The following is a 23,669-nucleotide window of genomic DNA, read 5'->3' as shown; positions in this document are numbered from 1 at the left end:
TCACCCTGAGCGAAGCTCAAAGGGCGCAGTCGAAGGATCTGCGCCCTACCCCTCCACCGGAGCCACACACCGCACAAACGTAGCTCCGTCTTCAGCATCCACAATCACCTGCCCCGTCCCCGCAGGAATCACCACAGCCTTCCCCGGCTCCAGCTCTACCTCGCTCCCGGGAGTCACCACCCAGGCCTTCCCCTTCAAGCCCACCAGGCATCCGGGCCCGTCGAGCGTCAGGCTCTGTTCTTCCATCCTGGCTAACTCAAAGCGGTCGACGACGAAGTACTTCTGCTCGATCAGCCGGGTAAATCCAGCCATCTCCTTCGGCGCAACCTTGCCCGCATCCGTCTTCTGCTTGATGACCTTTAGCCCGCGCTCCAGGTGCAGCTCGCGAGGACGGCCGTAGTCGTACAGCCGATAGGTCACATCGCTCGTCTGCTGTGTCTCCAGCAGAACCACACCGGGCCCGATGGCATGCACCGTTCCTGCATCGACAAACAGCATGTCGCCCACACTCACCGGAACCTTCTCCACGAAGTCTTCCATCGTGTTCTCCGCAACCGAGGCTTCCAGCATCTTTGCATCGACTCCGGGCTTCAGTCCCAGCATCACAAAAGCCCCCGGCTCGGCCTCCAGAACATACCAGCACTCCGTCTTGCCGCGCGTCTCCCCTGCAGCCTGTGCCTGGGCGTCGTCGGGATGCACCTGGACCGACAGCTTCTCATTTGGAAACAGCAGCTTCACCAGCAGGGGAAACTCGCCGCCCATCTGCGATCCGAGGTCCGCCAGCGTCTTTCCTTCAAGCTCGCCCTCTTCCACAACGCACTGCGGGCCAGTCAGCCATGCCTCCCCGACCAGCTCCGTCGTTCCCGTATCCTCATACCAGGGCTTCAGACTCTTTCTTCCCCAGGGTCGCGGGCTAAACCACGGCTTCAAACGAAACGGCGAAACTTCCATTACTCCTCCAACAATCGGTATTACCTATGCTTTCATCCTTCATCGCGAAATACGCTCATCATTCTGACCCTGAGCGTAGTCGAAAGGGGAAGAATCCCTGTATCTCTTCTATGCCGCCTCAAAGTTTGAAGGCAAACCCAAAGACCGTGTCATCCTGAGCGAAGCGTAGCGCAGTCGAAAGATCTGCAATGCACCAGAACCAGCTCACTCAGTCATCGTCGTCATCCTTCTTCGGATGCTTTCTCTTCTCCAGCAGCATCTGCGGCACAGGCTTCTCGCCCATGGCGTCTCTCCATAGAATAACGTTCAACTTCACCGGATCGGCACGGTCCGCATGCTCAAAGTCCATCTTCCCCGACTCCTTCGCCCCGGGAGCAGTCCTCGGATTGGCCGTATAGATCAATCCGTTATCCCGATTCATATAATTCGCCGTAAACGGCTTCTGATCTCCCGGCCCTGTAAACAGCGAGCTGATCATCGAGCTGAACGCATCGTTATTATTCATCGGAGGCAGCCCCAGCAGCGTCTCCATCGTCCGGATCACGCTCACCGTCGAGTAGAACCGGCTATCCACAAACGCGCTTCCATCCGTCTTCTGCGGAGCATACTTGCTGATCACCAGGACGTCGCTGCGATGCGCATCCACATGGTCCGCCCCATTCTGCGCGTCATCCTCCAGGATGAAGAACGCCGTATCGTCCCAGTACGCCGAGTGCGACACCGCATCCACCACGCGCCCGATTGCCAGGTCGTTGTCCGCGATCGACGACTTCGGAGTCGGCCCGCCCACCGTGGTTCCTCCCGTATGGTCGTTGCCCATTCGCAGGATGATGAAGTTCGGCATCGTATCCTTGCCGCCTTCACGCTCCTTCACCCACCCGTCAAGGTGACGCAGAAAGACCTGTGCGCGAATCTGCTCTGGAATCCTCAGGTTAAAGTCCGGCTGCTCCGTCGCAAAATGCCCCACCAGCTCCGGCTTGGTCGCCGTATTCTTCGCAAGCCGCGGAATCGCCCACGGCCACTTGTTCACACCGCCGCCCCACTCTGCTGGAATCTCCTCACCCGGCTTGATCGAAGGATGCGCACAGCTCTGTCCCTCCGACATCGGCCCCTCCTGCGGGTTCGCAGTCGCCTTCGTATCGCAGAACTTCGACGAGATGTATTCGCCGAAGTTGTAGTAGGTCTTCCCATGCCGCGCAAGATTGCCCCACAGGTAACCGCTCGAGGGCTCGTTCACGTCAGGAATGTTCTGCAGCAGCGGATACCCATCCGCAACCACACCCTCAAAGTCGTAGGTCCTCTGCGACCCGCGATACGACTGCTCCCACGTCCGTTCCAGGTAGTCCGTTCCAATCGCCGCCGTCGACCACACGTGCCCGTCGCCCGAGACCTCACCGGAGTCATAGAAGTTATCCAGCACCCCAAACTGCAGCGCCAATGCATGCTGGTTCGGGGTGATGTCTTTTCCATACATGGTCAGGCTTGGGTCACCATTGCCGACGCGCTTGCCATCCTGCTCCAGGTCACCGAACACCTGATCGTACGTGCGGTTCTCTTTGATGATGTAGATCACATGCTTGATCGGTCCGCTGGCAGGTATATCCCGCGTATTAAAGTGTGAGAAAGAACCCGCCACCGTCATAGCCTTCGGCGAAAACGCAATCTTCTCTTCCGCCGCCTTCATCCGATTCGACTCCAGGACCTCCGACGTCCACCGCGGAAGCTGGCTCCGCATCTGCGAGACATCCAACACTGCCACAGATCCATAAATCAATGTCCCGATGTAGGTGAACTTCGATTTCCCATACCGCGCCTGTGTCTCCGGCGTTACGCGTTGCTTGAAGTTATTGGGCCCGGTCCCCTTGCCCTTCGCCGTAGCGACGTACAGCTTTCCGTTCAGCATGGTCATCGCCGTCGGCATCCACTCTGTAGGGACAAAGCCCACCGGCTCTACCATTCCCTTGCCCGCAGCCTTCGCCGTCAGCCGGGTCGTGTCGATCACCGCCACCGCATCGGAGGCCGCATTCCCCACATACAGCCGCCTACCGTCCGGCGATACAGCCAGCGCATCCGGCTCCGCGCCAAAGTAGCTCTGGCCCGGCAGCCGTGTATCGAAGTAACCCTTCACGGCAAACTGACCCTTGTCTAGATTGATCGCGGCCACCGCGTCGCGGTTTGCCAGTGCGACATACATCGTACGTCCGTCCTGCGCCATCTCCAGCACCACGGGATGCGTTCCCGCAGCAGTCGCCAGCGTTGGTTTCAGCAACGCAACCTTCCTGCCGACAGTTCCCTTTTGCAGATCCAGTTCCACAACCTCGGACGCATTCCACAACGCCACAAACGCCCGTGACTCATCCTTCGTCACCGCCAGCGCAATCGGATAGGTCGACGGAACCGCATCGCTCTCGGACAGATCGAACCGCTTCTCGATGGCTCCCGTCTTCGCATCCATCAGCAGCACATCGTCCGATAGATTCCCCGCAACCAGCAGCTTCTCCCCACTTGCGCGATGCAGCACCGCAATCGCAGCCGGAAACGGCACTCCCTTGTCGCTCTCGACGCTGCCCACCAGCAGCGTCTTTCTTCCCGGAGCAAGCTGCTGCATGGGAATCTTCAGCATCTTCTCCCGCGTAATCTTTCCGTCACGGAAGTCATAGACGATGATGCCGCTGCCCATCTTCTTCGCGCCATCGCCCTCCGGATCCGTCTCCGATCCCAGGCTCGCGTACACATGACTCCCGTCCCCACTGAAAGCCAGGCCCGAGTACAGCGTCTGCTTCGCACCCACAACCGTCCAGTCGTCCGGAAAGTCCTCGACCTTTCCCGTCTGCGTATCCAGCACCGACAGCGACTGCATGTAACGCGATTCGTAGGTCCCATAGCCTGCGTTAACCGTCACCACATATCGCTTGTCTGGCGAGACAGCCATCGAGATCGGCAGGCTGTTCACCCGCTGCGGTCCTCCGGGAACCGGCGGCAGAATCTGTTTGCTCGTCGGCAGATCGATAGGCTTATTCCCTGACTGCCCCAATACTTTTGCGGTTCCCGTCGTCAAACCGGTCACCAGCAGAAATCCGCCGATCGCATAAATCTTTATCTTCAAACTGCACTCCAAATTCGAGAAAGGCGTCAAGCCCTCTTCAACGCTAAACCAAACTCCATCAGCAACATACATGTGCCGATGAGTTCTGGTCCATCCGTCATACTTAAATAAGGAAGATTAAACCAAAGTAAGAGCCCGATAGCCCATAGCAAATCCCGGAAGATTCTCTGCACCGCCAAGATGCCCTCATCGTTACCGGACAGAGTCTCCTGCACAACACAGCTCCAGCCATGCCGAAAACTGGAATCATTCCCTCTGAAGTATCCACCTAGAGGAAGCGTGGCGCCGGGTTGGCCATAGCCTCGGTTTAGAGATGTCGGGCGGGATGCCCCATATCTCGATTCTGAGATGTGGGACATTCGCGCAACAGCCCGAACTGCGTTGCCTCTACAGCACGCGTTCAGGCGGAGTCTAAAACCCCGCCGCAGTCGATAAGCAGCTCCTGAGAACCCCAGGATTAGCCGAGTTCGAAAGCCTGCCGCAGGCCGCCTCGTTTAAGGGCACGGCTTTAGCCGTGCCGCAAAAGCCCGCCGCTGGGCGGCGCACCGCTCTGCCGAAGGCTGGAGCGAAGCCGAAGGCGAAGCGACAAAAATGGACCGCTATTACTTTGTTTTCAATAACTTACATTAAACGTCTTTGTTATCAATATTTTGCATCGGAGGTCCAAAGCTAAACCTTTTACTTTGAAAATTTTGCCACGAAAACCATACCGGGGGGGGGTACCTACCTCTCCCCAGCCCTCCGGAGAGTCTCCGCCGCCGACTCCGGCGTAATGTCCCGTTGCGGCGAGCCAAGCAGCTCAAACCCGACCATGAACTTCCTCACCGTCGCCGAACGCAGCAGCGGCGGATAGAAGTGCAGATGAAAGTGCCACTCCGGATGTTCCTTCCCATCGAAGGGCTGCGGGTGCAGTCCCATCGAGTAAGGAAACGGCGTATCGAAGACCTTGTCGTAAGTTGAAGTCACCGCCTTCAGGATCGCCGCAAGATCGTCGCGCTCTGCTTCCGTCATCGCCGCCAGGTCGGCAACATGCCGCACCGGCAGAATCATCACCTCGAAGGGCCACACCGCCCAGAAAGGAACCAGCGCCACAAAGCTGGAGTTGGCCATCACGATTCGCTCGCCACGTTCCGTCTCCATCTCGCGATACGCGCAGAGCAGGCAGCAGCCGTGCTTGTCCAGGTATTCCTTCTGCGCGGCCTGCTCCACCAGCGGCTCGTTCGGAACCGAGCGGCTGGCCCAGATCTGCCCGTGCGGATGAGGATTGCTCGCCCCCATCATCGCGCCGCGATTCTCGAAGACCTGAACGTACTGAATATCCTCTCGCGCGCCCAGTTCCTGCGTCTGTGCATCCCAAAGGTCCACCACCTTGCGGATGTCGGCGACCTCCATGCGGGCCAGCGTGAGATCGTGCCTCGGCGAAAAGCACAGCACCCGGCAGACACCGCTCTCCCCCTCGGCCACCAGCAGCCCCTTCTCCTCCTCGTCCGAGGAGAAGAGTGGAGCATCCGGCTTCAGCGCCGCGAAGTCGTTCTCAAAGACGTAAGTGCTGGTGTAGTTGTCCGTCCGCTGCCCGCCCGCGCGCATATTTCCCGGGCAGAGATAGCACTCCGGATCGTACTTCAAAGCCGCAGGCTGAGCAGGTTTCTCCATCTGGCCCTGCCACGGACGCTGCGTCCTGTGCGGCGACACCAGCACCCACTCACGTTTCAGCGGGTTGAACCGTCGATGAGGATTCTGTTGCGCCAACGGGTTCAAGCGGCACCACCTTTCTCAGCCAGGGCAAGCGCGCCGTCCGCCGGCTCGCATACAAAACAATCGGCCTCGATGCCCGTGGCCTGCGCGTACTCGCGGCGAACCGCAGAGACAAACTCCTCTGCCGCCGATACATTCACCACGTTCACGGTGCAGCCGCCAAAGCCGCCTCCCGTGATTCTGGCGCCCACGCAGCCCGGCTGTCGCAGAGCAATCGAGACCAGCGTGTCGACCTCCTCGCAGCTTGCTGCAAAGTCATCACGGAAGCTCTTGTGGGCCTCCACCATCAGCTCGCCGAAGCGGTTCATATCATCTGCCAGCAGAGTCTCGCGGGCCTGCAGAACGCGTGCATTTTCGGTGATGATGTGCCTGCACCGCGCAAAGCTCTCGGGCGTCATCTTCTCCCGACAGGCCTCCAGGTCAGCAAGCGTCGCATCGCGCAGCAGAGCGATCCCTCGCTCCTGCTGCAGCACTGCCTGACCAGCTTCAACTTCGTCGCGGCGGTTGCCATACTCGCCCGTCGCAACCGCATGCTTCACCATGGAGTTCGCGATTACAACCCGCACATCGCCCGGCAGCGGCAGAAGATCGAATTTCAACGAGCGCGTATCCAGCATCATCGCGCGATGCGCGACTGCTCCGGCCACGACAAACTGGTCCATGATTCCGCTCTTGGCCCCGACATACTCGTTCTCTGCCCGCCGACATAAGGTCGCGAGCTTCTCGAGCGGAAGATGTTCGTCAGCCATCGCCTGTATTGCCATCGCCACGGCAACCTCAATCGAGGCCGAGGAGCTCAATCCCGCGCCCAGCGGAACGTCGCCTGCGAGGGTCATGTTGAAGCCGCCAAACTCGACCCCCTCTTTGCGCAGGCTCCACGCAACCCCAGCCGGATAGTCGCTCCAATGGCCGCGTCGGCCGCCCTCGAGGCTCGGAATCTCGATGAAGGTCTCCTGCTCGTAGTTTTCGGAGTAGAACATGAGGCGCTCGTCTTCCCGTGGACTGATGACAGCCACGGTATGGAAGTCGATCGCCATCGGCATCACCAGGCCGCCGGTGTAATCGGTATGTTCTCCAATCAGGTTGACCCGGGCGGGAGCTCGGAACAATCTTCCCCGCTGTCCAAAACGGTCTTCATGGGCGAGCTGTGCTGCCTCGTTCGTCACCTTCATTCACTGCACCGCAAAAAGGAATTCAGAGATTGCAAACCTCTCCCATCCTACCTTCTGTGGGCCAGCAGCGGCCTCCAGGTTTTCCGAAGGAGGACAAGTCTCACTCCTCTCGGAGCACCTCAAGCGGTTTTTGCCCCAGGACACGAAAACTTGCCGCCCATCCCGTCGCAACCGTCGCCAGCGCAGTCGCGATGAGAGCCAGTGCGTCCCAGATCCATGGAAGATGGAACGGGATCGACATCCGACCGAGAAGGACGCGAGCCACGATATTGGCGAAGGTGACGCCGACGATGCCCGCCACCAGACCAAGCACGGCGAACTCGATCGAGAAGACGGTGGCGATCCGGACGCGCGTGGCTCCGAGTGTCTTGAGCACGACCACCTCGCGAACACGGCGATAGCGCGTGCCGGCGACGGCGCTGGCGAGGATTACGATTCCCGCAAAGACACTGAACGCGGCCAGAAACTGAATAACGTAGGTGATCTGGATGACGACCGAGCGAACGGTTTCGAGGGCCTGTGCAACGTTGATGACCGTAACCGTCGGAAAGGACCTGTAGAGGGCACGTTGCAGCTCACCGACCCGGCTGGGATCGGAGTGTACGCCGCCGTACCAGACCACAGGGAGCCCATTGAGAACCTTGGGCGGCAGAATGAACTCCGCCCGGGAGAAGGTATGCTGGCCATCGGATTTGATAAGCGCAACAACAGTCGCAACGATCTCCGAGTCCTGTGCGGCGAAGGTGACCTTTGAGCCGACATGCACTCCAAGCCGCTCAGCCTGGCGCTGAGCAATCGCGACCTCAGGCTTCGCCTCCTGAGCAGACCACCACGCTCCTTCCGTTATGGTCGTTCCTTCCGGCGGTGCAGTAAACGAGGTCAACGAGATCGAGCGCAGCATCCTCCTGGGGAAGTTCTTCAGGGTCGCCCGCGTAGCCGGGACTCCATCGATCGCGACGATACGGGAAGAGACGATGGGCAGCAGCTCAGGGGCTGCGGTGACGCTGGGCTGCAACTTCAACAATTTTTCGACGCCAGCGATCTCTTTGCTGGTGATGTCGATCAGAAACACGTTAGGCAGATTGGGCGCACTCGAAAGATGAAGCTCATGAACGACCGCCTTCTGGATGAGAAAGACGGACAGGATCTGCATGACACCGAGCCCTACGGCCGCAAGCAACGCAGCAGAAGGATTGCCGGGACGATACAGATTGGCGAGCCCATGGCGTACTGCCGATGGCAATCGTAGCCGCGTTTTAGCAAGGAAGCGTCGCAACCCGGCAAGCAGCAACGCACAGGCGGCGAGAAGGACAGCAAGCACAGTGACCAGTCCCACCGAGAAGACTTTCCCAACGGTGGCGGAATCTGACAGTGTCGTCGCAATGGCCGCGAGCCCCGTCAGGATCAATACGATGGCGGCAATCTGCGAGAGATTATCCTTCAGCTTCTTGCGCAATGCGGTCAGGAAAGGGTCTGCGCTCTCATCCACGGCACGTCGGAGGATCAGGATGGGACGCACGGAGCGGATATCCAGAAGTGGCGGCAGGGTAAACAGGAGTGTCGTCAGGATCCCCGCTCCCAAGCCCGTCAGCACCGTTCGCAATTGCAGATGCACGGCGGTTGGAACGCCAAGGAGCCTGCCCAGAAAGTAGGGGAAGGCCATCTGCACCAGTGCACCGCAGACCACGCCCAGGATTCCGCCGATAAGGCCGAGCAAGAGCGTCTGTAGAAGGTAGATGCGGATGATCTCAGTGGAACCGGCACCCAATGACTTCATAATCGCGATGGTGTCGAGGCGCTGTTCCAGATGAGCCCGCATTGCCATCGCGACCCCGACGGCACCCAGCACCAGCGCAACCAGGCTCATCAGCGACAGCAGGCTGGTGGCACGATCGAGTCCCTGGGTAAGCGCGGGATTGGTCTCGCGGTAGTCGATCACCTGGGACTCGGGCAGCAGCTTCTCCAGCCGTTCCTTCAGGTTGGCGACGGCTTTCTCCGAAATGGGCGTTCCGTCCTTCGGCTTGGGTACCTTGAAGAGATATCTCTGGCCGGCATGGCTACCGGGTGCGAGCAGGCCGCTTGCATCGAGTCCCTCACGCGAGATAAAAACTCGCGGACCCGCGGCGAAGTTTCCGGAGAGACGATCGGGCTCGTTGACGACGACAGCCGCGATGCGGAAGATGCGATTCCCGATCTTGAGAGAATCACCCAGGTTGAGATGGAGCCGCACCAACAGGTCGTCGGCAACCACAACCGTGTCGTTTTTCAGTACGTCGCGAAGACTCCCGGCTGGCTGAAGTTGCACCTCTCCATAGAAGGGATAGAGAGTGGGATCCACCGCCTTAAGCGAGACCAGCAGAGGATCCAAGGTCCGGGCCGAACTGGCCATCGAAAGCATCTCGGTCACCGGCGTCATCTCGACGGACTCCGCGGCGATGGCATCCAGACCCTTCTGCTCCTCAGGAGTAGGCTGCTGAAACATGCGTGCAGAGAGATCCGCAGCCATGATGGAGCGTGCGCGATCGAGCAGTGCCGCACGGAACGAAGAGGAGAAGCCGCGAACGCCTGTAAGCGCGGCTACGCCGATCGCTACCGAGAGGACAACGAAGAAGAATTTGCCGCGGGAGAAGCGCAGCTCGCGGCTTGCGATCTTGACTGCGGAACGAAGTGAAAGCGAAGCCATGGCTACTCTGCCACCGTGAAGGAGACTGGCTCCTGAACTGCATCGGAGATGACCGCTCCATCCCGAAGCACGATGCGACGGTCCGCGTAGCCTGCCAGAACCGGATCGTGCGTCACCAGGACGAGTGTTGTCCCCAGCGTGCGGTTGAGGTGCAGGAGTAACTCGAGCACGTGAGCTCCGTTGGTCGTGTCCAGATTGCCGGTGGGCTCGTCTGCGAGAACGATGGGGGGCCGAAGGATAAAGGCACGGGCGAGAGCTACCCTCTGCTGCTCTCCTCCGGACAACTGGACCGGGTAGTGGTCGAGACGGTCACTCAGACCGACGCTGGCCAGGAGTTCGCGGGCTCGCTGTAGTCCCTCGTGGCCACTGGCGTCCTCTGCATTCAGTTCATACGGAAGGAGCACGTTTTCAAGAGCGGTGAGCGTAGGAACAAGCTGGTAGGACTGGAAGACAAATCCTACGGTCTTGCCACGAACCTTTGCGAGCTTGTCCTCAGGAAGGTAGGAGATAGCTGTTCCGTTCAGTCTTACCTCTCCCGAACTGGGAGTATCCAACCCCGCGAGGAGACCCAGCAGCGTCGATTTGCCGCTGCCCGACGATCCCATGATGGCGACAAACTGTCCGTGCGGCACGGTGAAGCTGATGCCCTTGAGAATATCGACCGTCCGGGGCCCGTTGCGAATCGACTTGCGAAGATCTTTGACCGCGATCATGGTGGATGCTTCCGTCACTCTGTGCTCCCTCGGCTGAGTACGACCTTCTTTGATAGATTCGTAGCAATGCAGCGCGTCGCAATTGTTCCTATACTAGCGGCTCTGATGTTCTGCCTCGTGGGTTGCCGTTCCAGCCAACCCGGCTCGACAGCAGGCCCGATCGACCAGACAGCCGAACAGTCCGTCCCAGCCGCGACCATGACCCAGCCGGCCGAACCTGCGCTCGACGATGATCCACGCCCCCGGATCGTTTGCTTCGGAGACAGCCTCACTGCGGGCTACGGGACCGATCCCGGCGAGGCTTACCCGGACTTTTTGCAGAAGATGCTGGATCAAGAGGGATACAGCTACCGCGTGGTCAACGCCGGGGTCAGCGGCAATACGACAAAGGACGGCATTGAGCGTCTGGACCGCGTGATCGCGCTAAAACCAGCTCTTGTCGTCGTTGAGTTCGGCGGCAACGACGGTTTGCGTGGTCTGCGCGTCGCCGATACACGCGCCAATCTGGACAAGATCGTCTCGCGCCTGACAGCCAGCGGCACACGCGTGGTTCTGGCTGGTATCACTTTACCGCCGGACTACGGTCCAGACTACATTCGCCAGTTCAATGAGACTTACAGTCTGCTGGCGAAGAAGTACCACGTTCCCATGCTTCCCTTTCTGCTGAAGGGAGTGTTCGGCGTGAACGGGATGATGCAGGCGGACCGAACTCACGCGACGGCAGCAGGCAACAAGATCGTTGCGGAGAACGTGCGTGAGCTGATTGAACCTTTGCTAAAGAAGCAACCCGCTACCCCAGAACAACAATAGGTTGAATGAGCGTACCTGCAACTCGCCTGCCTATTGCCAGCAGATCGGTCGGGCTGGTAAAGATCTTTACCAGGGGAGCCTGCGAGAAATCGGGAACATTGACCTGAACCCCGTTTCTCAGCTTGCCAGCCGTCTGTTCGTCGATGGTGACGCTAGGAAGCTCCGGGAGCAGCGTCCGCGGATGAGGAAGGAGCGCTTTGAGCTCCTCGAGAGAGAGCGTTTTCAGCTGCTCTATCGAGATGGTCTGATCGAGCGTGAAAGCTCCGGCGACCGTCCTCCGCAACATACAGAGATGCGCCCCACACCCCGCCATCTGGCCGAGTTCATGCGCGACGGAGCGAACATAGCTTCCAGCAGAGACGCAGATGGTAAACGCCGCCTCTTCTGCTGCCAGTGAAAGCAACTGGAAATCGTGGATGGTGATACGTGCAGGTTTGACCGGAACCGCGGCACCGGCGCGAGCAAGCTTATGCGCCGGAACCCCCTGGATCTTCTTTGCCGAATAGATCGGAGGTATCTGGTCGATCTCTCCGTGAAGAGTCTCAGCCAGCTTACGCAGCTGCTCGAGCTCCATCGTCAGAGGCTTTGGCTCCGAAGTAGCTTCTCCTTCGGCGTCAAAGGTGTCGGTGGAGTAGCCGAAACGTATACAGCCTTCGTAGGACTTCTGAGACTGCCCGAAGAACTGCGCCAGGCGCGTGTACTTGCCAAGCAGAAGAGGGAGAACTCCGGTCGCCATCGGGTCCAGGGTCCCGAGATGCCCGATCGAGCGCTCGCCGGTCGCCCTCCGAACGATTGCAACGACATCATGGGAGGTCATGCCGGCTGGCTTATCAATCAGTAAAAGTCCGTTCATTCCATCGCCTAGTCTACCGGCTGCACTGCAAGGTGTGACCCGCGATCCCGGATCGCCACGGTACTTTGGTACGTGCAGACGCTAGTAGCTGCTGCCGCTCCTTCGCACTAGTGAAAGGAACTCATTGCGAGTCTGCAGCTGCGTCTTGAAGACACCAAGCATCGCGGAGGTAACCGTCGATGAGTGCTGCTTTTCGACTCCGCGCATCATCATGCAGAGGTGCTGCGCTTCGAGAATGACCGCCACACCCTGGGGATGAATGGCTTCCGTGATTGCCTCTCCGATCTGGCGTGTAAGACGTTCCTGCACCTGAAGCCGACGTGCAAAGACATCGACCAGCCGCGGAATCTTGCTGAGCCCGATCACCTTTCCATTGGGCACATAAGCCACGTGAGCCTTGCCAAAGAACGGCAGGAGGTGATGCTCGCACATGGAAAAGAACTCGACATCCTTGACGATGACCATCTCGTCGTAATCCACATCGAACAGCGCAGCATGCAGGACATCGCTGACGTCCATCTTGTACCCGCGCGTAAGGAAGGCCATCGCCTTCTCCATCCGTTCCGGGGTGCGGATAAGGCCATCGCGAGTAGGATCCTCTCCTATGCGGGTAAGCATCTCGCGGTACAGATCCTGTGTCGAAAATTCAGACAGGGAGGGTTTTTCCAAAGTGATTTCAGTCGTGGCCATGTCCGGGCCTTTCTTAGTGGATTCCTATGGCGGGCAGTGCACCGCCTGCATAATCGAAGGAGTTGTTGCTGGTCTCTTCGATATGAATGCGCTCCAGGTGAGCGCCGGAAAATCTCGCAAAGATCTTATGAATCTCTATGGATAGATTCTCCGTGGTCGAGACAAGATTCTCAAAACAATCAAGTTCATTCAAATTCGTGTGATCGAACCGGTCCAGCAGGTTCTCCCGTGCAAACGCATCCAGATCGGCAAGATTGCAGACCATGCCTGTTAGCGGATCGACCATTCCGCTCAGCGTGACCTCAACAGTGTAGTTATGGCCATGCCCATAAGGGTTGTTGCACTTACCATAGACCTCACGGTTCCGGGCGTCATCATAGACACCGCTGTTCAGCCGGTGCGAGGCGCTGAAGTGATACCGGCGACCGAGGTAAGCCTTCATGCCTCCTCCCCGTAAAATTCGGCGAAGAGATCCGGCATCTCATAAACACGCACCCGGTGCATCCGGGCGTTGGGGATCTTGCCGGAGAGCCGTTTCCAGATTGCGATAGCGATGTTTTCTGTGGTCGGAACATTGGACCGGAACTCCGGAACCTCGAAATTGAGGTGACGATGGTCGTAGACCCGGATCACCTCGTCTTCCAGAATGTCCTTTAGCTGCTTGAGATCGACTACGAAACCCGAGACCGGGTCCACCTCACCTGCAACCGTGACCTCAATGGTGTAGTTATGGCCATGCCCGTTGCGATTCGCGCACTTGCCGAAGACCTTGTAGTTCTCTTCTTCGGTCCAGTCCTCGATCCAGTAGAAGTGGGCAGAGGAAAACTCTGCCTTACGTGTAAGAAAGATCATCTTGCCTCGTCTCTAGTTTAGCGCGGCAGCAGTGACGGTGACTCTGGATCCTGCACCTCAAGTGTCATAGCTTCGTCCCTTCCAGATCACCGAACCCCGGACCCGGTGATGAACGGTACTGCGGATCAGAAGAAAAACGAAGAGCGGCACTCCCAAGGTCGAAAGTAAAACGTCAGGCAATGGGAAGTTCGAGCGTGCCACCCGGGTGTAAAAGCGCCATAAGCCTCTCGCCCACAACAGCATAAGGGCCCAGCGTTGCCAGCTGACCAGCCAAGGAATTTCCACGGCCAGAAAAGGTAACCCAAAGTAGAGAACCAGATCGAGGACGCGCCACGCCGCCAGATACATCGGTCGGGGAAACAGCACAGCCAGGTTCTTGGTCCAGCCCTCGATCATGTCCCCGGTCGTCCGATACATCTGCGTCGAAAGCGCCTCGGGGGCATAGCGGAAGCGGATCGTCCGGCCGCTCCCTTTTACGGTACGTGCAAGCGCTACGTCTTCGAGTACGTCCGAAGCAACGGTACGATGCCCTCCCACAGCAAAGTAGGTGTCGCGCTCGATCAGCAGGAACTGGCCATTGGCCGCGGCAATGGTGTGATCCGGATCGTTGACCTCCGCCATGCGATAGACGCTTGCAAGCTCAGAGAACACCAGCGGCATGACCGTCCGTTGCCAAAAACCCCGAACGATCTGACGGGGAGAGTAGGACAGAAGCACGGCATGGTGACGCTCCGCCTCGCAGAGGGAGCGAGACAGGTCGTCAGGAAGGTGGATAGTATCGGCATCCGTGAACAACAGCCAGCGACCACGCGCGACCTGAGCCCCGGCCCAGCAGGCGTTGTTCTTTCCCGTAAACCTGCCGTGTTCGGACGCAGTGAAGGCAGGAGCATCCATGACGGAGATACCCTCATATCCCTTGGCGATGGAAGCCGCTATCGCTGCGGTACGGTCGCTGGAGTAATCATTGACAACGATCAATTCCCACTGGCGGCCAAGCTCAAAGCCGGGGGCCGACTGCTGGACCAGCGAGTTGAGGCAAGTGCCGAGGGATGCTTCTTCGTTCCGGGCCGGAACGATGACCGAAAGCTCGGGTCCGTCCGCGGCGCTTTGCTGACCGGCATTCTCTGTCACAACTTCGTATTATAGAAAGGTGAAGAATCGCATCTGGAAGATATGGACCGCCTTCGCTTTAGTGATGCCGCTTATAGCGGGTTGTGACCGTGGACAGCATCCTGAACGGGTGAATCGGGTTGCGCCTCAATTTTCCATCAGTGATGGGTCGAACTCCGCCGATCTCTCCAAGCTGCGCGGCAAAGTCGTGCTGCTGAACTTCTGGGCATCCTGGTGCCCACCCTGCATCGAAGAGCTCCCCACTCTGATGGAGCTCCAACGGCGCATGCCCGACGTGGTCGTCCTCGCCATCAGCATCGACGACGACCCGGAAAAGTATCAGCGCTTCCTCACAAAAAATCATGTCAACCTGCTTAGCATCCGCGATCCTTCCCAGAGGATTGAGACCATGTACGGGACCGTGCAGATTCCGGAGACCTATGTCATCGACCGGCAAGGCATGCTCCGCCGTAAATTCGTCTCCGCCCAGAACTGGACGAGCCCCGAGATCATGGACTACCTGGCCAAGTTATAAAGCGTTAGCGCGAGGACCGGATGTGTAACGCCTCTCGGATGTCATATGCTCTCATCCCCGCACGATGCGCCGCCTCCAGACCTTCGTTCGAGTCCTCAAAGACGATCACGCGCTCTGGGCTTACGCGCATGCGGTGAGCCGCCTCCAGATAAACATCCGGGGCGGGCTTTGCATGTTCGACATCTCCGGCAGTAACGATGGTGTAAAAGAGCGGACGCAGGCGTGTCGCGATCAACGTGGCCTCCACATTTTTCCTTACACCATTGGAGGCCACTGCCAGCGGGACAGTACCAAACCAGTGGCGAGCTACGTCCGTCACCACCTCTATCTCCTGGATGAGGTGGAGATTTGCCAGAAAGACTTCATTGACCTTCTGATAGAAGTCTTCTCGAGCCAGGGACTCGACTTTGAAATCTGCCTCATACGCATCAAGAAGATCATCGGGGCCCAGACCGTGACGTGAACTGTACCACTCCTGCTCCATCTTCAGGCCATGATGTGAAAGCGCCGCCTGTATGGAGTACAGATGAGCGCCAGCACTGTCCACGAGGGTCCCGTCGCAGTCAAACACCAGCGCATCGAACGTTCCTTTTTCCAGTTCGAAGAACATTTGATAACGATTCTACCGGTCCGAGCTTAGACCAGAGCCTTAGACGGGATCATCTGGCGCAATTCACGGACGATTAATTGCCAATGCGTGACGAAACGGACGCAACCACAGGTCGCGTCCGCTTGAGTAAAGGATTTTAGAGAAGGTCTATTGATTGACGCCGCTGGCAAGGAATCCGCCATCGACGACCAGAATCTCGCCGGTAACGAAGGTTGAGGCATCGCTTGCCAGGAAGATAGCCGAGCCAACCAGCTCTTCCGTCTTGCCGAAGCGGCCCATCGGCGTGCGCATCAGCAGCTCTTTGCCGCGATCGCTCTCGTCCAGCAGCTTCTGATTGAGAGCTGTGCGGAAGACTCCGGGAGCTATGGCATTTACGGTGACTCCGCTGGAGCTCCACTCTACGGCGAGCGATTTGGTCAATGCGCCCACTGCGGCCTTGCTGGCAGCGTAAGCGGTCACTTCTTTCAGCGATACGAAGGTATTCAGCGAGGCGATATTGATGATGCGTCCATATCCCCGCTCGAGCATGTGGCGACCAAAGATCTGGCAGGCGCGCAGCGTGCCGGTGACGTTGGTATCCATAATGTCGTTCCATGTCTCTTCCGAGACCGTCAGCGTCGGTTCGCGCTTGATCTTGCCGGCGGAATTGATGAGGATGTCAACCTTACCGAACTCCTTCAGCGTTCCCGCAAGCAGTGCCTCCAGTGAAGCTCGATCGCCCACGTCCGAGGCCAGGCGAAGAGTGCGGCGTCCCTTGGACTCGATCGCCCGTGCAGCGTCGTCGACCTGCTCGGCTCGGCGGGAAGTTGCAACCACGTCAGCTCCGGACTCCGCCAGGCCGATGGCCATCGCCAGGCCGATCCCTGAAGTCCCGCCAACAACGACCGCCGTCTTCCCGGTCAGATCAAACAAAGGGTGCGCCATTAATCTCTTCCTCTCATGCTTCTCTTTTATTTTGGAGCTTTCACTGTTGTCGGAATCTTCTGCAGAATGTTGTCGACGACCTCTTCAGGGCTTCGATCATTCACTATACGCAAAGCGTCGAACGGAGGCTCCAGTGTATTGAACTGGCTTTCCAGCAGCTTCGGGTTCATGAACTCATGGTGGCGCGCGGCAAGCCGCTCAGAGATCAACTCAGGCGATCCGTCGAGCCAGACGAAGTTGATCGACCCCTTTGGGAGGTCAGCCGAAAGAGTCTCACGATACTTCTGCTTCAACGCAGAACAGGCAAGAATCCCGCTCTTCCCTTCCTCATACCACCCGCGCATGAGGCGATTCAGGATAAGGAGCCAGGGCTCCCGATCGTCGTCATCGAGGGGGTGTCCCGCTGCCATCTTTGCTTTGTTCGCAGCGGGATGATAGTCGTCGGCGTCCGCGAAGATGGCTCCGGTTCGTTCAGCGAGAAGTTCGCCAATCGTTGTCTTGCCAGACCCGCTCACACCCATCAATACAACAATCATTCGCTCCAGACATCCTTTCCCGGACTGATTTCTGAGGATATCGCCTCGGTGAGGTTTCGGTCTCTCCTATCCGAGGAAGACCGGGCGAATGTGTCGATCGAAGAGATTCGTCGTCACGTTTCTTGCTACGCTTTCCTCATTGGCCTCAAGCGCCTTCAGGTAGCGATCACCCATCTTTGCGGCTACCTTGAAGCCGACGTGAAGAAGCTGGCGGAGGCTGGCGTTGTAAGCCGGATTGCTCTGGTCATGACGCAGAGCGGAGACGAACTGCTCGCTCGTCCACCCGTTGACCTCTTCGGGAGAGGGGAGCTTCGCCGAATCGATATCGATCACCGTAGCGTAAGGCGCGCAGAGTTCTTCGCTGTGTCCGAACGCCTCGCGATAGACCTCTTTTGCAATCTCGAGGCCTTGGCCCCCCGCCTCCGCAAGACCGATGATCTCTTCCAGCCATGTCGTTCCCGCGGTCTTCAGGTGTACACCGGCCCCCGTGCTGGTGACGGCTTCGTGAATCGACTTGTAGATGGAAAACTTATCCGAACCGGAGTGAACGCTCAGCTTCAGGTTGGAAGGAAGCCCGTACTTCCGCACTGCAAAGGCGATTGCAGCGATATCCTCGCGGAACTCGCGGGCAAATTGAGCGACATCGCCAACGTAATCGACACCCTTGTTGAAGCGGCCTGTGAACTTTGGCGCAATCGTCTGGATGGGGATCTTCTCATCGGCGATGGCAGCGAGAATGATCAGAAGCTCAACCGGCGTCTGCGGCGAATCCGTCTCATCCATGGAGACTTCGGGAATGAAGTTGCCCTCGCCCTTCTTCTCGACTAGATGGCGATAGATCTTTCCGGCGTCCTGCACGGCTGCAAGAAACTTGTTGGCAACGGACGTCACAAACGCCTCATCGGTATGGAACGGCTCGGCGATACCGGGAATAGACACAGTACCGATGAGCTCCGGGTGGCGCGAGACAAATGCCTTTACATCCGCCACATCAGCCGGCTTGCCGATCATCTCGGCGACATCGAGCGTGAAGAAATCACACGGCGCGAGGAAGCGCTCTACCGTCGACCGCTTGATGTGGTCCGCATCTAGATAGTATGGCGCGGTCCAGCCCAGCTCCTTGACGGCTACATCTGCGGCCTGACGGGTCTGCGAGGGTTCACTGCCGATGATGTTGTGCTCCCGATTGGACTTGTTCCAGACAGGAACGACCTCCAGTCCGGCGTCCTTCGCCTTGATGCATGCAGCAAGCTGCGCCTTTGCCTGATGGGCGAAGCGATCACCCACCCCTATCGAAAACCTCGGAAGCTGTTTCATCTGCTCAAATCACCAATCGTCGGGGATAGTGGTCCAACCAATCATAGCCCCATCTTCTCGCCAGAGGCAAACCGGGAAAAAGTTTAATATGTGTGATTTTCGAAGTCCCGTTCTCCCCCCTCGAAACCGATTCGCATCTAACCCGGCAAAGGGTCGACCATCTCACGCTGGATGGCGGCTTTGCATCTCCCGGGCCCGTTAGAAAACAAACCTCCGCGAAAGGGATCACTTCCATGATTCTGTACCGTTCTTGTCTTTTGGCCATCGCTACCACCCTCGCACTCTTTTCGCCCGCTGCACGTGCAGACAGCTTCGACTTCTCCGTAAGTGGCAGCGCCGGCGGATTTAGTGGCTCAGGCGTTCTTACGACCTCTCTCAATGGATCTGGCGATTATCTGATCACAGGAATCACTGGCAGCGGCGTCACTGGCATCCTTGCTCCCGGAACCTTCCACGGCAACGATAACCTGCTATTTCCCTCAAGCGATCCCTTCGTTGACGCGAGTGGATTCAGCTTCAGCGCTGCAAATGGACCCGATCGCTTCAATGTGAACATCTTCAACGACGGTACTGGCTACTTCGCCTTCTTCGAAGATGAGGACGCTTTCACCGGGACACTTCCCGTCTCCCTGCAGGTCTCCCCTGCCGCCTCGGCTGTACCCGAGCCTTCAACGCTCCTTCTGCTCGGAACTGGCATGTTGGGCGCAGTCGGATCTCTTCGCAGGAAAATCTTTGTGAGTCAGCCTGCGCAACAGGCGTGAGGCAGGAAAGGGAAGACAGCGTCCTCCCTTTCCATCGATTCCATGCCAGCTGATCACTTATTTAACTCAATCGACGAATCGCCCTCTGTACGCCCACAGACCGAGACCGGGATTCGAAATATAGAAGATCTCTTCGCCGTCGACCATGTTCCAGCCGTCCTTCAGAACGTCTGGATTGTATTTGGCCGTCATCGCGGCAAGATCGCCGTATTCGAAGTGCACACTCTCAATCTCTTCTTTGCTGAGGTGGCCGGGACAGTACCGAATGGTGAAACGTCCCTCAGCTGATCCGTGGATCAGGTGAGCCGCAGCGCTGAGGTTACCGGCCAGCGCGGCATCTTCTTTCACCATCTCCAGCGTTCGCGGCGTACCGCAATAGCCGTAGCGCCGAATCAGCTTGTCGATAGCTGCGTCCTCGCCAAATTCGTGAACGCCCGGAGCAAGCACGATCAGCTCCGCTCCATCGGCCAGCGCCATGCGAGTGCGATAGACACTCTTGTTACCCAGCCACGTGCTGCGGAACTCATGCGGGTCGAGGAACACCACGGCCTTCTTGATCTCGCGATCCAGCATTTGAAAATTGACCTTTAGAGACAATGCCGCAGCTTTCTCAAAGCACTCCGCGTCGTCGCCGATAAAGAGTCCACGAACCACCAGCTTGCCTTCAGCGTTCTTGCCGACCACCGTCTGCACATAAACGATCGGGAGATTGCGGGCAAAGTTATCGCTGGCATAGTTCAGAACGCGGCGAACCGGCGTATCCGCTCGCCCCATCATGCGTTCCATCCCGTAGACTGCGCCCAAAAAGTGGGAGCGGTGAATCCCGATCGAGCCACCCGTCCCCACAAAGATGTTCTTGTTGTAGTTGGCCATCCCCACCACTTCGTGCGGAACAACCTGGCCGATGGACAAAATCAGATCGTGACCGCCATCGCGTAGAAGCTTATTCACCTGCGCGGGCCACGGATAATCCACCTTCCCTTCGGAGACGTCGTAGAGAAACGAGCCGGGGACCTCCCCCAGAGTGACCACGTCGTTGCGCCAGTCGTGCACGCGAAAGAGCTGACTTGGGACCTTGCCATACATCGTGGCGATCTCGGAATCTGTCATCGCCTTATGTGTGCCGAGCGCCGGAAGGACATCCCTCAGGCGATCACCGTAGTACTGCCAGGCGAGCTCGGTGAGCACACCGGCCTGGGAGTGAAAGCGCGTAAAATCCGGGGGCACAGCAAGCACTCTGTTCCTGCTGCCGATTGCATCCAAAGCGGAGAAGAGGGCGTTGCGAAGGTCGTCGGCCGACATCTCAGTGGTCGCGCTGCCGGCGGAAAAATAAAGGCTCATGAGAGTTCATCTTACGCCGACCGGTCACATGGTAAAACCAATTTGCAGCAGGAGCAGAGACGATGAATGATAAGGATCTTCAGCTTACCGTTCCCGACGGAAGTGTGGATGCAGTGCTGTTTACCCCGGATGACGGCAAGCCGCTCCCAGGAATACTCTTCATCCCCGACATCGGAAGCATCCGCGACACCATGCGTCAGATGGCTCGCCGGCTTGCCGGTGAGGGATACACCATCCTCATGCCGAATCCGTTCTATCGGACCAGCAGGCCCCCGGTATTTTCATTCCCCCGTAAACCCGGAGATCCGGCGGTGGCGAAGCGAATGGGCGAGCTCATCGCGCCATTGACTCCTTCAGGCCTTGAAGAGGATCTCGCGGTCTATCTCGACACCCTTGCCTCGCAGCCGACCACAGCGAAGGGAAAGATCGGTGCCATTGGATTCTGCATCGGCGGAGGAATCGCACTGCGTGCTGCAGCGGTTCGGCCCGACCTTGTCGGTGCAGTCGCCTCCTTCCACGGAGGAGGACTCTACAAGGGCGATGACCCTGCAAGCCCCCATCTCGTACTTCCGCGAGTCAAGGCGCGGCTCTACTTCGGTCATGCCACGGAAGACAAGAGCATGGATGCCGACGCGATCGCCCACTTCCAAGAGGCTCTTCGCGCCTGGGGCGGAAGCTTCGAAAGCGAGGTTTACGAGGGGGCGCATCATGGATGGACCGTACCGGATAGCCCTGCCTACAATCAGCCGCAGGCGGAACGGGCCTATTCCAAACTGACAGCACTGTTGCGTGAAAGCCTCAGCTGACGTTGTTCGACGGTCTTGCGCTTAGGGATAAAGCAGGATGGCCAGGTTATACGCGGTGAAGGGTCCGCTGTTGTCCCTGCAGGCTCCTACGACAGCCTGCCGGTACTTCCCGGACCGGATGCGGCTCTCCAACTGCGCCGGAATCTCGTCGAGTCGGTCGGCGGTATAGCGCATGATGTACCAGGGCTTATGGGCCCCGGGGAAACCCTGATCCATCGCACATGCCAGGCGTGCCTGCGCAATGGTGGAGGTCGATATGCTCGGGCCGACCTCCAGCCCCTTCTGGGAGAGCACCTGGGTTATGGCTTCTTCCTGCTGATCGAAACTCACCGTGTCCACCGTCGCAGCGAAGTCTTCAACGGCATAAAACTGGCCTCCGCGAGCTACGACTGCGATGCCCATCACGTTCACCTCGGGATCCAGCAGGTTCTTCCGGTGACCGCTTGATTGCATCCACAGTTCATGAAACATAGACGCACTCGGGGCCTCGCCGACATTCTCTGAGATCAGCGAAAAGCGTGCTCCGGCCGCAGCACCCCGGCGAGAGAGATCTGGCTCTCCGGGAAACTGGTGCGATATATCCGCGCGGGCGGCCATCTGGAGCGCATGGTAGCGTGCGGCCTCCGAGAGTGAGGAGTCGAAACGAAGTGGAGCAATTCCGCGAGCCGTCCGCTCGCGATTAGCCGCCGCCAACAGACTCTGCCCAACATTGAAAACTGTGTGGGGCACAGAGGTCGGAATCGAGGCTGCGTTCGCCCAACCTGTGATCGGCAGGAGTGTACACAGCGAAAGCGCTATCGAGGAGAACAGGCTTTGGATCGCTCTGCCACCGGCTGTGCGGTTCCGCATGCGGTCGAAAGCATCTTGAGGCTTCTCCCGTGTTGGAGAGATCTGTACCATCTGCCAGGCTTCCTGTCGTGTAGGCCCTTCAGAGGGAATTCATCGACCGGTATGCTCCAGATCTTAGATATCCAGGCAAACCGTCGTAATCCCACTTTCGGGGTACGCAAGAAACAAGGCAGACAAACATTTCAGGAACAGCAGGAGGAGCGTCCCTTTATAACAAGCCGAACAGAGCCCGGCACGTCTTTCAAGAAGCAGGTAACCGATCTTTCACCTGTTCCCAGGTCCGGCGAATTCCCTCTTCGAGATGGGTTGTATGATGCCAGCCCAGGGAGTGGAGTCGCCCGACGTCCATCAACTTCCGCGGAGTTCCATCAGGCTTCGTCGAGTCGAACTCGAGCTTGCCCTTGAAGCCCAGCACGCGGGCGACCGTCTCCGCCAGCTCACGGATGGTGACGTCTTCACCTGTGCCGATATTGATCAAGGGCGGATCCGTCTCCGTGAACAAGGTGTCGTAGCGCTCATCGTCCAGGTTCATCAGGAAGACGCAGGCCTCGGCCAGATCGTCGGAGTACAGCAACTCGCGCCGCGGTGTGCCGCTCCCCCACACCGTCACTGTGGGAGCATCCGTGCGGATGGCATCGGCGGTCTTGCGGATCAGCGCGGGAAGCACATGAGAGTTGGCAAGATCGTAGTTATCGCCGGGCCCATAGAGGTTGGTCGGCATGGCCGCCAGATATCGCGTTCCGTACTGGCGGTTATAGCTCCAGCACATCTCGATGCCGGCAATCTTCGCCAGGGCGTAGGGTCGATTGGTAGGCTCAAGCGGCCCTGTCAGAAGGCACGACTCCGGCATGGGCTGCGGAGCCATCTTGGGGTAGATACAGGAGGATCCCAGAAACAGGAGGCGCTTCACTCCATTGCGATAACTGGCGTCGATGATGTTGCTCTGCAGGATTAGGTTGTCGCGAATGAAGTCCGCCGGGTACGTGTTGTTGGCGAGGATGCCGCCGACCTTAGCTGCAGCCAGGAAGACGTACTCGGGCTTCTCTTCTGCAAAGAAGTTCTTTACCGCCTCAGTATCCAGCAGGTCGAGCTCGGCACGAGGACGCGTGATGACATTGGTGTAACCGAGACCCGTAAGCTCACGGTGAATGGCCGACCCTACCAGTCCGCGGTGTCCGGCGATAAAGATACGAGATTCTTTGTTCATCGTTTGCTTCTTTCTGTATTTCTTCTGCGAGCGCATCCCAATCAGACTGACGCCCTGCGAATTGCATGCAGGGCGTCTCCTGCTCAGT

The 23,669-nt window shown here is 58.4% G+C and carries 22 protein-coding genes; 4 read left to right on the top strand and 18 right to left on the bottom strand.

Going from position 1 to position 23,669, the window contains the following annotated elements:
• Positions 1-45 precede the first annotated feature (45 nt).
• The 6 genes from JAO29_RS13580 to JAO29_RS13555 all read right to left on the bottom strand — a co-directional run bounded on the left by JAO29_RS13580 (position 46) and on the right by JAO29_RS13555 (position 10,380).
• Positions 46-951: a type I phosphomannose isomerase catalytic subunit gene (locus JAO29_RS13580; RefSeq protein ID WP_334268770.1), complete on the bottom strand. Its 906-nt coding sequence runs from the start codon at positions 949-951 to the stop codon at positions 46-48.
• 208 nt (positions 952-1,159) lie between these two features.
• Positions 1,160-4,057 carry a bifunctional YncE family protein/alkaline phosphatase family protein gene (locus JAO29_RS13575; RefSeq protein WP_334268769.1) on the bottom strand — a complete coding sequence of 966 codons (2,898 nt, stop codon included), beginning with the start codon at positions 4,055-4,057 and terminating at the stop codon, positions 1,160-1,162.
• A 723-nt stretch (positions 4,058-4,780) separates the two neighbouring features.
• Positions 4,781-5,815 (bottom strand): UDP-glucose--hexose-1-phosphate uridylyltransferase, encoded by a 1,035-nt coding sequence (locus JAO29_RS13570; protein ID WP_334268768.1) that lies wholly within the window; start codon positions 5,813-5,815, stop codon positions 4,781-4,783.
• On the bottom strand, positions 5,812-6,984 hold the full coding sequence (gene galK / locus JAO29_RS13565; protein ID WP_334268767.1) for a galactokinase: 1,173 nt from the start codon (positions 6,982-6,984) through the stop codon (positions 5,812-5,814). The genes JAO29_RS13570 and galK overlap by 4 nt, the downstream gene beginning before the upstream one ends.
• A gap of 100 nt (positions 6,985-7,084) precedes the next feature.
• Positions 7,085-9,667 carry an ABC transporter permease gene (locus tag JAO29_RS13560; RefSeq protein ID WP_334268766.1) on the bottom strand — a complete coding sequence of 861 codons (2,583 nt, stop codon included), beginning with the start codon at positions 9,665-9,667 and terminating at the stop codon, positions 7,085-7,087.
• A 2-nt stretch (positions 9,668-9,669) separates the two neighbouring features.
• The gene (locus JAO29_RS13555) at positions 9,670-10,380 is read right to left on the bottom strand and encodes an ABC transporter ATP-binding protein (protein WP_334268883.1); all 711 of its coding nucleotides are present in this window, start codon (positions 10,378-10,380) and stop codon (positions 9,670-9,672) included.
• 66 nt (positions 10,381-10,446) lie between these two features.
• On the opposite strand from JAO29_RS13555, the gene JAO29_RS13550 reads away from it, so the two are divergent.
• Positions 10,447-11,190 (top strand): arylesterase, encoded by a 744-nt coding sequence (locus JAO29_RS13550; RefSeq protein ID WP_334268765.1) that lies wholly within the window; start codon positions 10,447-10,449, stop codon positions 11,188-11,190.
• Here the strand turns inward: JAO29_RS13550 and truB are convergent.
• From truB to JAO29_RS13525, 5 genes are all read right to left on the bottom strand, one after another.
• Positions 11,171-12,043, bottom strand: a complete 873-nt coding sequence (gene truB / locus JAO29_RS13545; protein WP_334268764.1) for a tRNA pseudouridine(55) synthase TruB — start codon at positions 12,041-12,043, stop codon at positions 11,171-11,173. The two genes, JAO29_RS13550 and truB, sit on opposite strands and share 20 nt — an antisense overlap.
• Before the next feature lie 81 nt (positions 12,044-12,124).
• Positions 12,125-12,733: a GTP cyclohydrolase I FolE gene (folE, locus tag JAO29_RS13540; RefSeq protein WP_334268763.1), complete on the bottom strand. Its 609-nt coding sequence runs from the start codon at positions 12,731-12,733 to the stop codon at positions 12,125-12,127.
• Between the two features lie 13 nt (positions 12,734-12,746).
• Positions 12,747-13,175, bottom strand: a complete 429-nt coding sequence (locus JAO29_RS13535; protein ID WP_334268762.1) for a 6-carboxytetrahydropterin synthase — start codon at positions 13,173-13,175, stop codon at positions 12,747-12,749.
• Complete coding sequence (locus JAO29_RS13530; protein ID WP_334268761.1) at positions 13,172-13,585, bottom strand: 6-pyruvoyl trahydropterin synthase family protein; 414 nt, start codon at positions 13,583-13,585, stop codon at positions 13,172-13,174. Before JAO29_RS13530 ends, JAO29_RS13535 begins: the two co-directional genes overlap by 4 nt.
• Before the next feature lie 57 nt (positions 13,586-13,642).
• Positions 13,643-14,716 carry a glycosyltransferase gene (locus JAO29_RS13525; protein WP_334268760.1) on the bottom strand — a complete coding sequence of 358 codons (1,074 nt, stop codon included), beginning with the start codon at positions 14,714-14,716 and terminating at the stop codon, positions 13,643-13,645.
• Between the two features lie 19 nt (positions 14,717-14,735).
• Between JAO29_RS13525 and JAO29_RS13520 the strand changes: the two genes are divergently transcribed.
• Positions 14,736-15,230, top strand: coding sequence for a TlpA family protein disulfide reductase (locus tag JAO29_RS13520; RefSeq protein WP_334268759.1), 495 nt, complete (start codon positions 14,736-14,738; stop codon positions 15,228-15,230).
• A gap of 4 nt (positions 15,231-15,234) precedes the next feature.
• On the opposite strand, the gene JAO29_RS13515 is transcribed toward JAO29_RS13520, so the two are convergent.
• From JAO29_RS13515 to JAO29_RS13500, 4 genes are all read right to left on the bottom strand, one after another.
• The gene (locus JAO29_RS13515; RefSeq protein WP_334268758.1) at positions 15,235-15,840 is read right to left on the bottom strand and encodes an HAD family hydrolase; all 606 of its coding nucleotides are present in this window, start codon (positions 15,838-15,840) and stop codon (positions 15,235-15,237) included.
• A 147-nt stretch (positions 15,841-15,987) separates the two neighbouring features.
• Complete coding sequence (locus tag JAO29_RS13510) at positions 15,988-16,764, bottom strand: SDR family NAD(P)-dependent oxidoreductase (RefSeq protein ID WP_334268757.1); 777 nt, start codon at positions 16,762-16,764, stop codon at positions 15,988-15,990.
• Between the two features lie 26 nt (positions 16,765-16,790).
• Positions 16,791-17,300 (bottom strand): gluconokinase, encoded by a 510-nt coding sequence (locus JAO29_RS13505; RefSeq protein WP_334268756.1) that lies wholly within the window; start codon positions 17,298-17,300, stop codon positions 16,791-16,793.
• Between the two features lie 66 nt (positions 17,301-17,366).
• Positions 17,367-18,617 carry a tagaturonate epimerase family protein gene (locus JAO29_RS13500; RefSeq protein WP_334268755.1) on the bottom strand — a complete coding sequence of 417 codons (1,251 nt, stop codon included), beginning with the start codon at positions 18,615-18,617 and terminating at the stop codon, positions 17,367-17,369.
• Between the two features lie 233 nt (positions 18,618-18,850).
• Here JAO29_RS13500 and JAO29_RS13495 point away from each other — a divergent pair, with 233 nt between their 5' ends.
• Positions 18,851-19,378, top strand: coding sequence for a PEP-CTERM sorting domain-containing protein (locus JAO29_RS13495; protein ID WP_334268754.1), 528 nt, complete (start codon positions 18,851-18,853; stop codon positions 19,376-19,378).
• Positions 19,379-19,444: 66 nt separating this feature from the next.
• On the opposite strand, the gene JAO29_RS13490 is transcribed toward JAO29_RS13495, so the two are convergent.
• A complete protein-coding gene (locus tag JAO29_RS13490; protein WP_334268753.1) occupies positions 19,445-20,719 on the bottom strand; it encodes a lactate racemase domain-containing protein in 1,275 nt (424 codons plus the stop codon).
• A 62-nt stretch (positions 20,720-20,781) separates the two neighbouring features.
• Here JAO29_RS13490 and JAO29_RS13485 point away from each other — a divergent pair, with 62 nt between their 5' ends.
• Complete coding sequence (locus tag JAO29_RS13485) at positions 20,782-21,525, top strand: dienelactone hydrolase family protein (protein WP_334268752.1); 744 nt, start codon at positions 20,782-20,784, stop codon at positions 21,523-21,525.
• A 21-nt stretch (positions 21,526-21,546) separates the two neighbouring features.
• Here the strand turns inward: JAO29_RS13485 and JAO29_RS13480 are convergent, their stop codons facing one another.
• Positions 21,547-22,425 (bottom strand): CAP domain-containing protein, encoded by an 879-nt coding sequence (locus JAO29_RS13480; RefSeq protein WP_334268751.1) that lies wholly within the window; start codon positions 22,423-22,425, stop codon positions 21,547-21,549.
• 190 nt (positions 22,426-22,615) lie between these two features.
• Entirely contained in the window at positions 22,616-23,581 is a 966-nt protein-coding gene (locus JAO29_RS13475; protein WP_334268750.1) for a GDP-L-fucose synthase family protein, read from the bottom strand.
• Between the last annotated feature and the right edge of the window lie 88 nt (positions 23,582-23,669).

This window comes from Edaphobacter sp. HDX4, assembly GCF_036877565.1.
Lineage (GTDB): Bacteria > Acidobacteriota > Terriglobia > Terriglobales > Acidobacteriaceae > Edaphobacter.
This window is presented reverse-complemented; position numbering and strand designations above follow the sequence as displayed.

Coding starts and splice junctions, on each gene's coding strand:
- JAO29_RS13580 (WP_334268770.1), bottom strand. CDS start 951: ATGGAAGTTTCGCCGTTTCGTTTGAAGCCGTGGTTTAGCCCGCGACCC.
- galK (WP_334268767.1), bottom strand. CDS start 6,984: ATGAAGGTGACGAACGAGGCAGCACAGCTCGCCCATGAAGACCGTTTT.
- JAO29_RS13560 (WP_334268766.1), bottom strand. CDS start 9,667: ATGGCTTCGCTTTCACTTCGTTCCGCAGTCAAGATCGCAAGCCGCGAG.
- JAO29_RS13555 (WP_334268883.1), bottom strand. CDS start 10,380: ATGATCGCGGTCAAAGATCTTCGCAAGTCGATTCGCAACGGGCCCCGG.
- JAO29_RS13550 (WP_334268765.1), top strand. CDS start 10,447: ATGCAGCGCGTCGCAATTGTTCCTATACTAGCGGCTCTGATGTTCTGC.
- truB (WP_334268764.1), bottom strand. CDS start 12,043: ATGAACGGACTTTTACTGATTGATAAGCCAGCCGGCATGACCTCCCAT.
- folE (WP_334268763.1), bottom strand. CDS start 12,733: ATGGCCACGACTGAAATCACTTTGGAAAAACCCTCCCTGTCTGAATTT.
- JAO29_RS13535 (WP_334268762.1), bottom strand. CDS start 13,175: ATGAAGGCTTACCTCGGTCGCCGGTATCACTTCAGCGCCTCGCACCGG.
- JAO29_RS13530 (WP_334268761.1), bottom strand. CDS start 13,585: ATGATCTTTCTTACACGTAAGGCAGAGTTTTCCTCTGCCCACTTCTAC.
- JAO29_RS13515 (WP_334268758.1), bottom strand. CDS start 15,840: ATGTTCTTCGAACTGGAAAAAGGAACGTTCGATGCGCTGGTGTTTGAC.
- JAO29_RS13510 (WP_334268757.1), bottom strand. CDS start 16,764: ATGGCGCACCCTTTGTTTGATCTGACCGGGAAGACGGCGGTCGTTGTT.
- JAO29_RS13505 (WP_334268756.1), bottom strand. CDS start 17,300: ATGATTGTTGTATTGATGGGTGTGAGCGGGTCTGGCAAGACAACGATT.
- JAO29_RS13500 (WP_334268755.1), bottom strand. CDS start 18,617: ATGAAACAGCTTCCGAGGTTTTCGATAGGGGTGGGTGATCGCTTCGCC.
- JAO29_RS13495 (WP_334268754.1), top strand. CDS start 18,851: ATGATTCTGTACCGTTCTTGTCTTTTGGCCATCGCTACCACCCTCGCA.
- JAO29_RS13490 (WP_334268753.1), bottom strand. CDS start 20,719: ATGAGCCTTTATTTTTCCGCCGGCAGCGCGACCACTGAGATGTCGGCC.
- JAO29_RS13485 (WP_334268752.1), top strand. CDS start 20,782: ATGAATGATAAGGATCTTCAGCTTACCGTTCCCGACGGAAGTGTGGAT.
- JAO29_RS13480 (WP_334268751.1), bottom strand. CDS start 22,425: ATGGTACAGATCTCTCCAACACGGGAGAAGCCTCAAGATGCTTTCGAC.
- JAO29_RS13475 (WP_334268750.1), bottom strand. CDS start 23,581: ATGAACAAAGAATCTCGTATCTTTATCGCCGGACACCGCGGACTGGTA.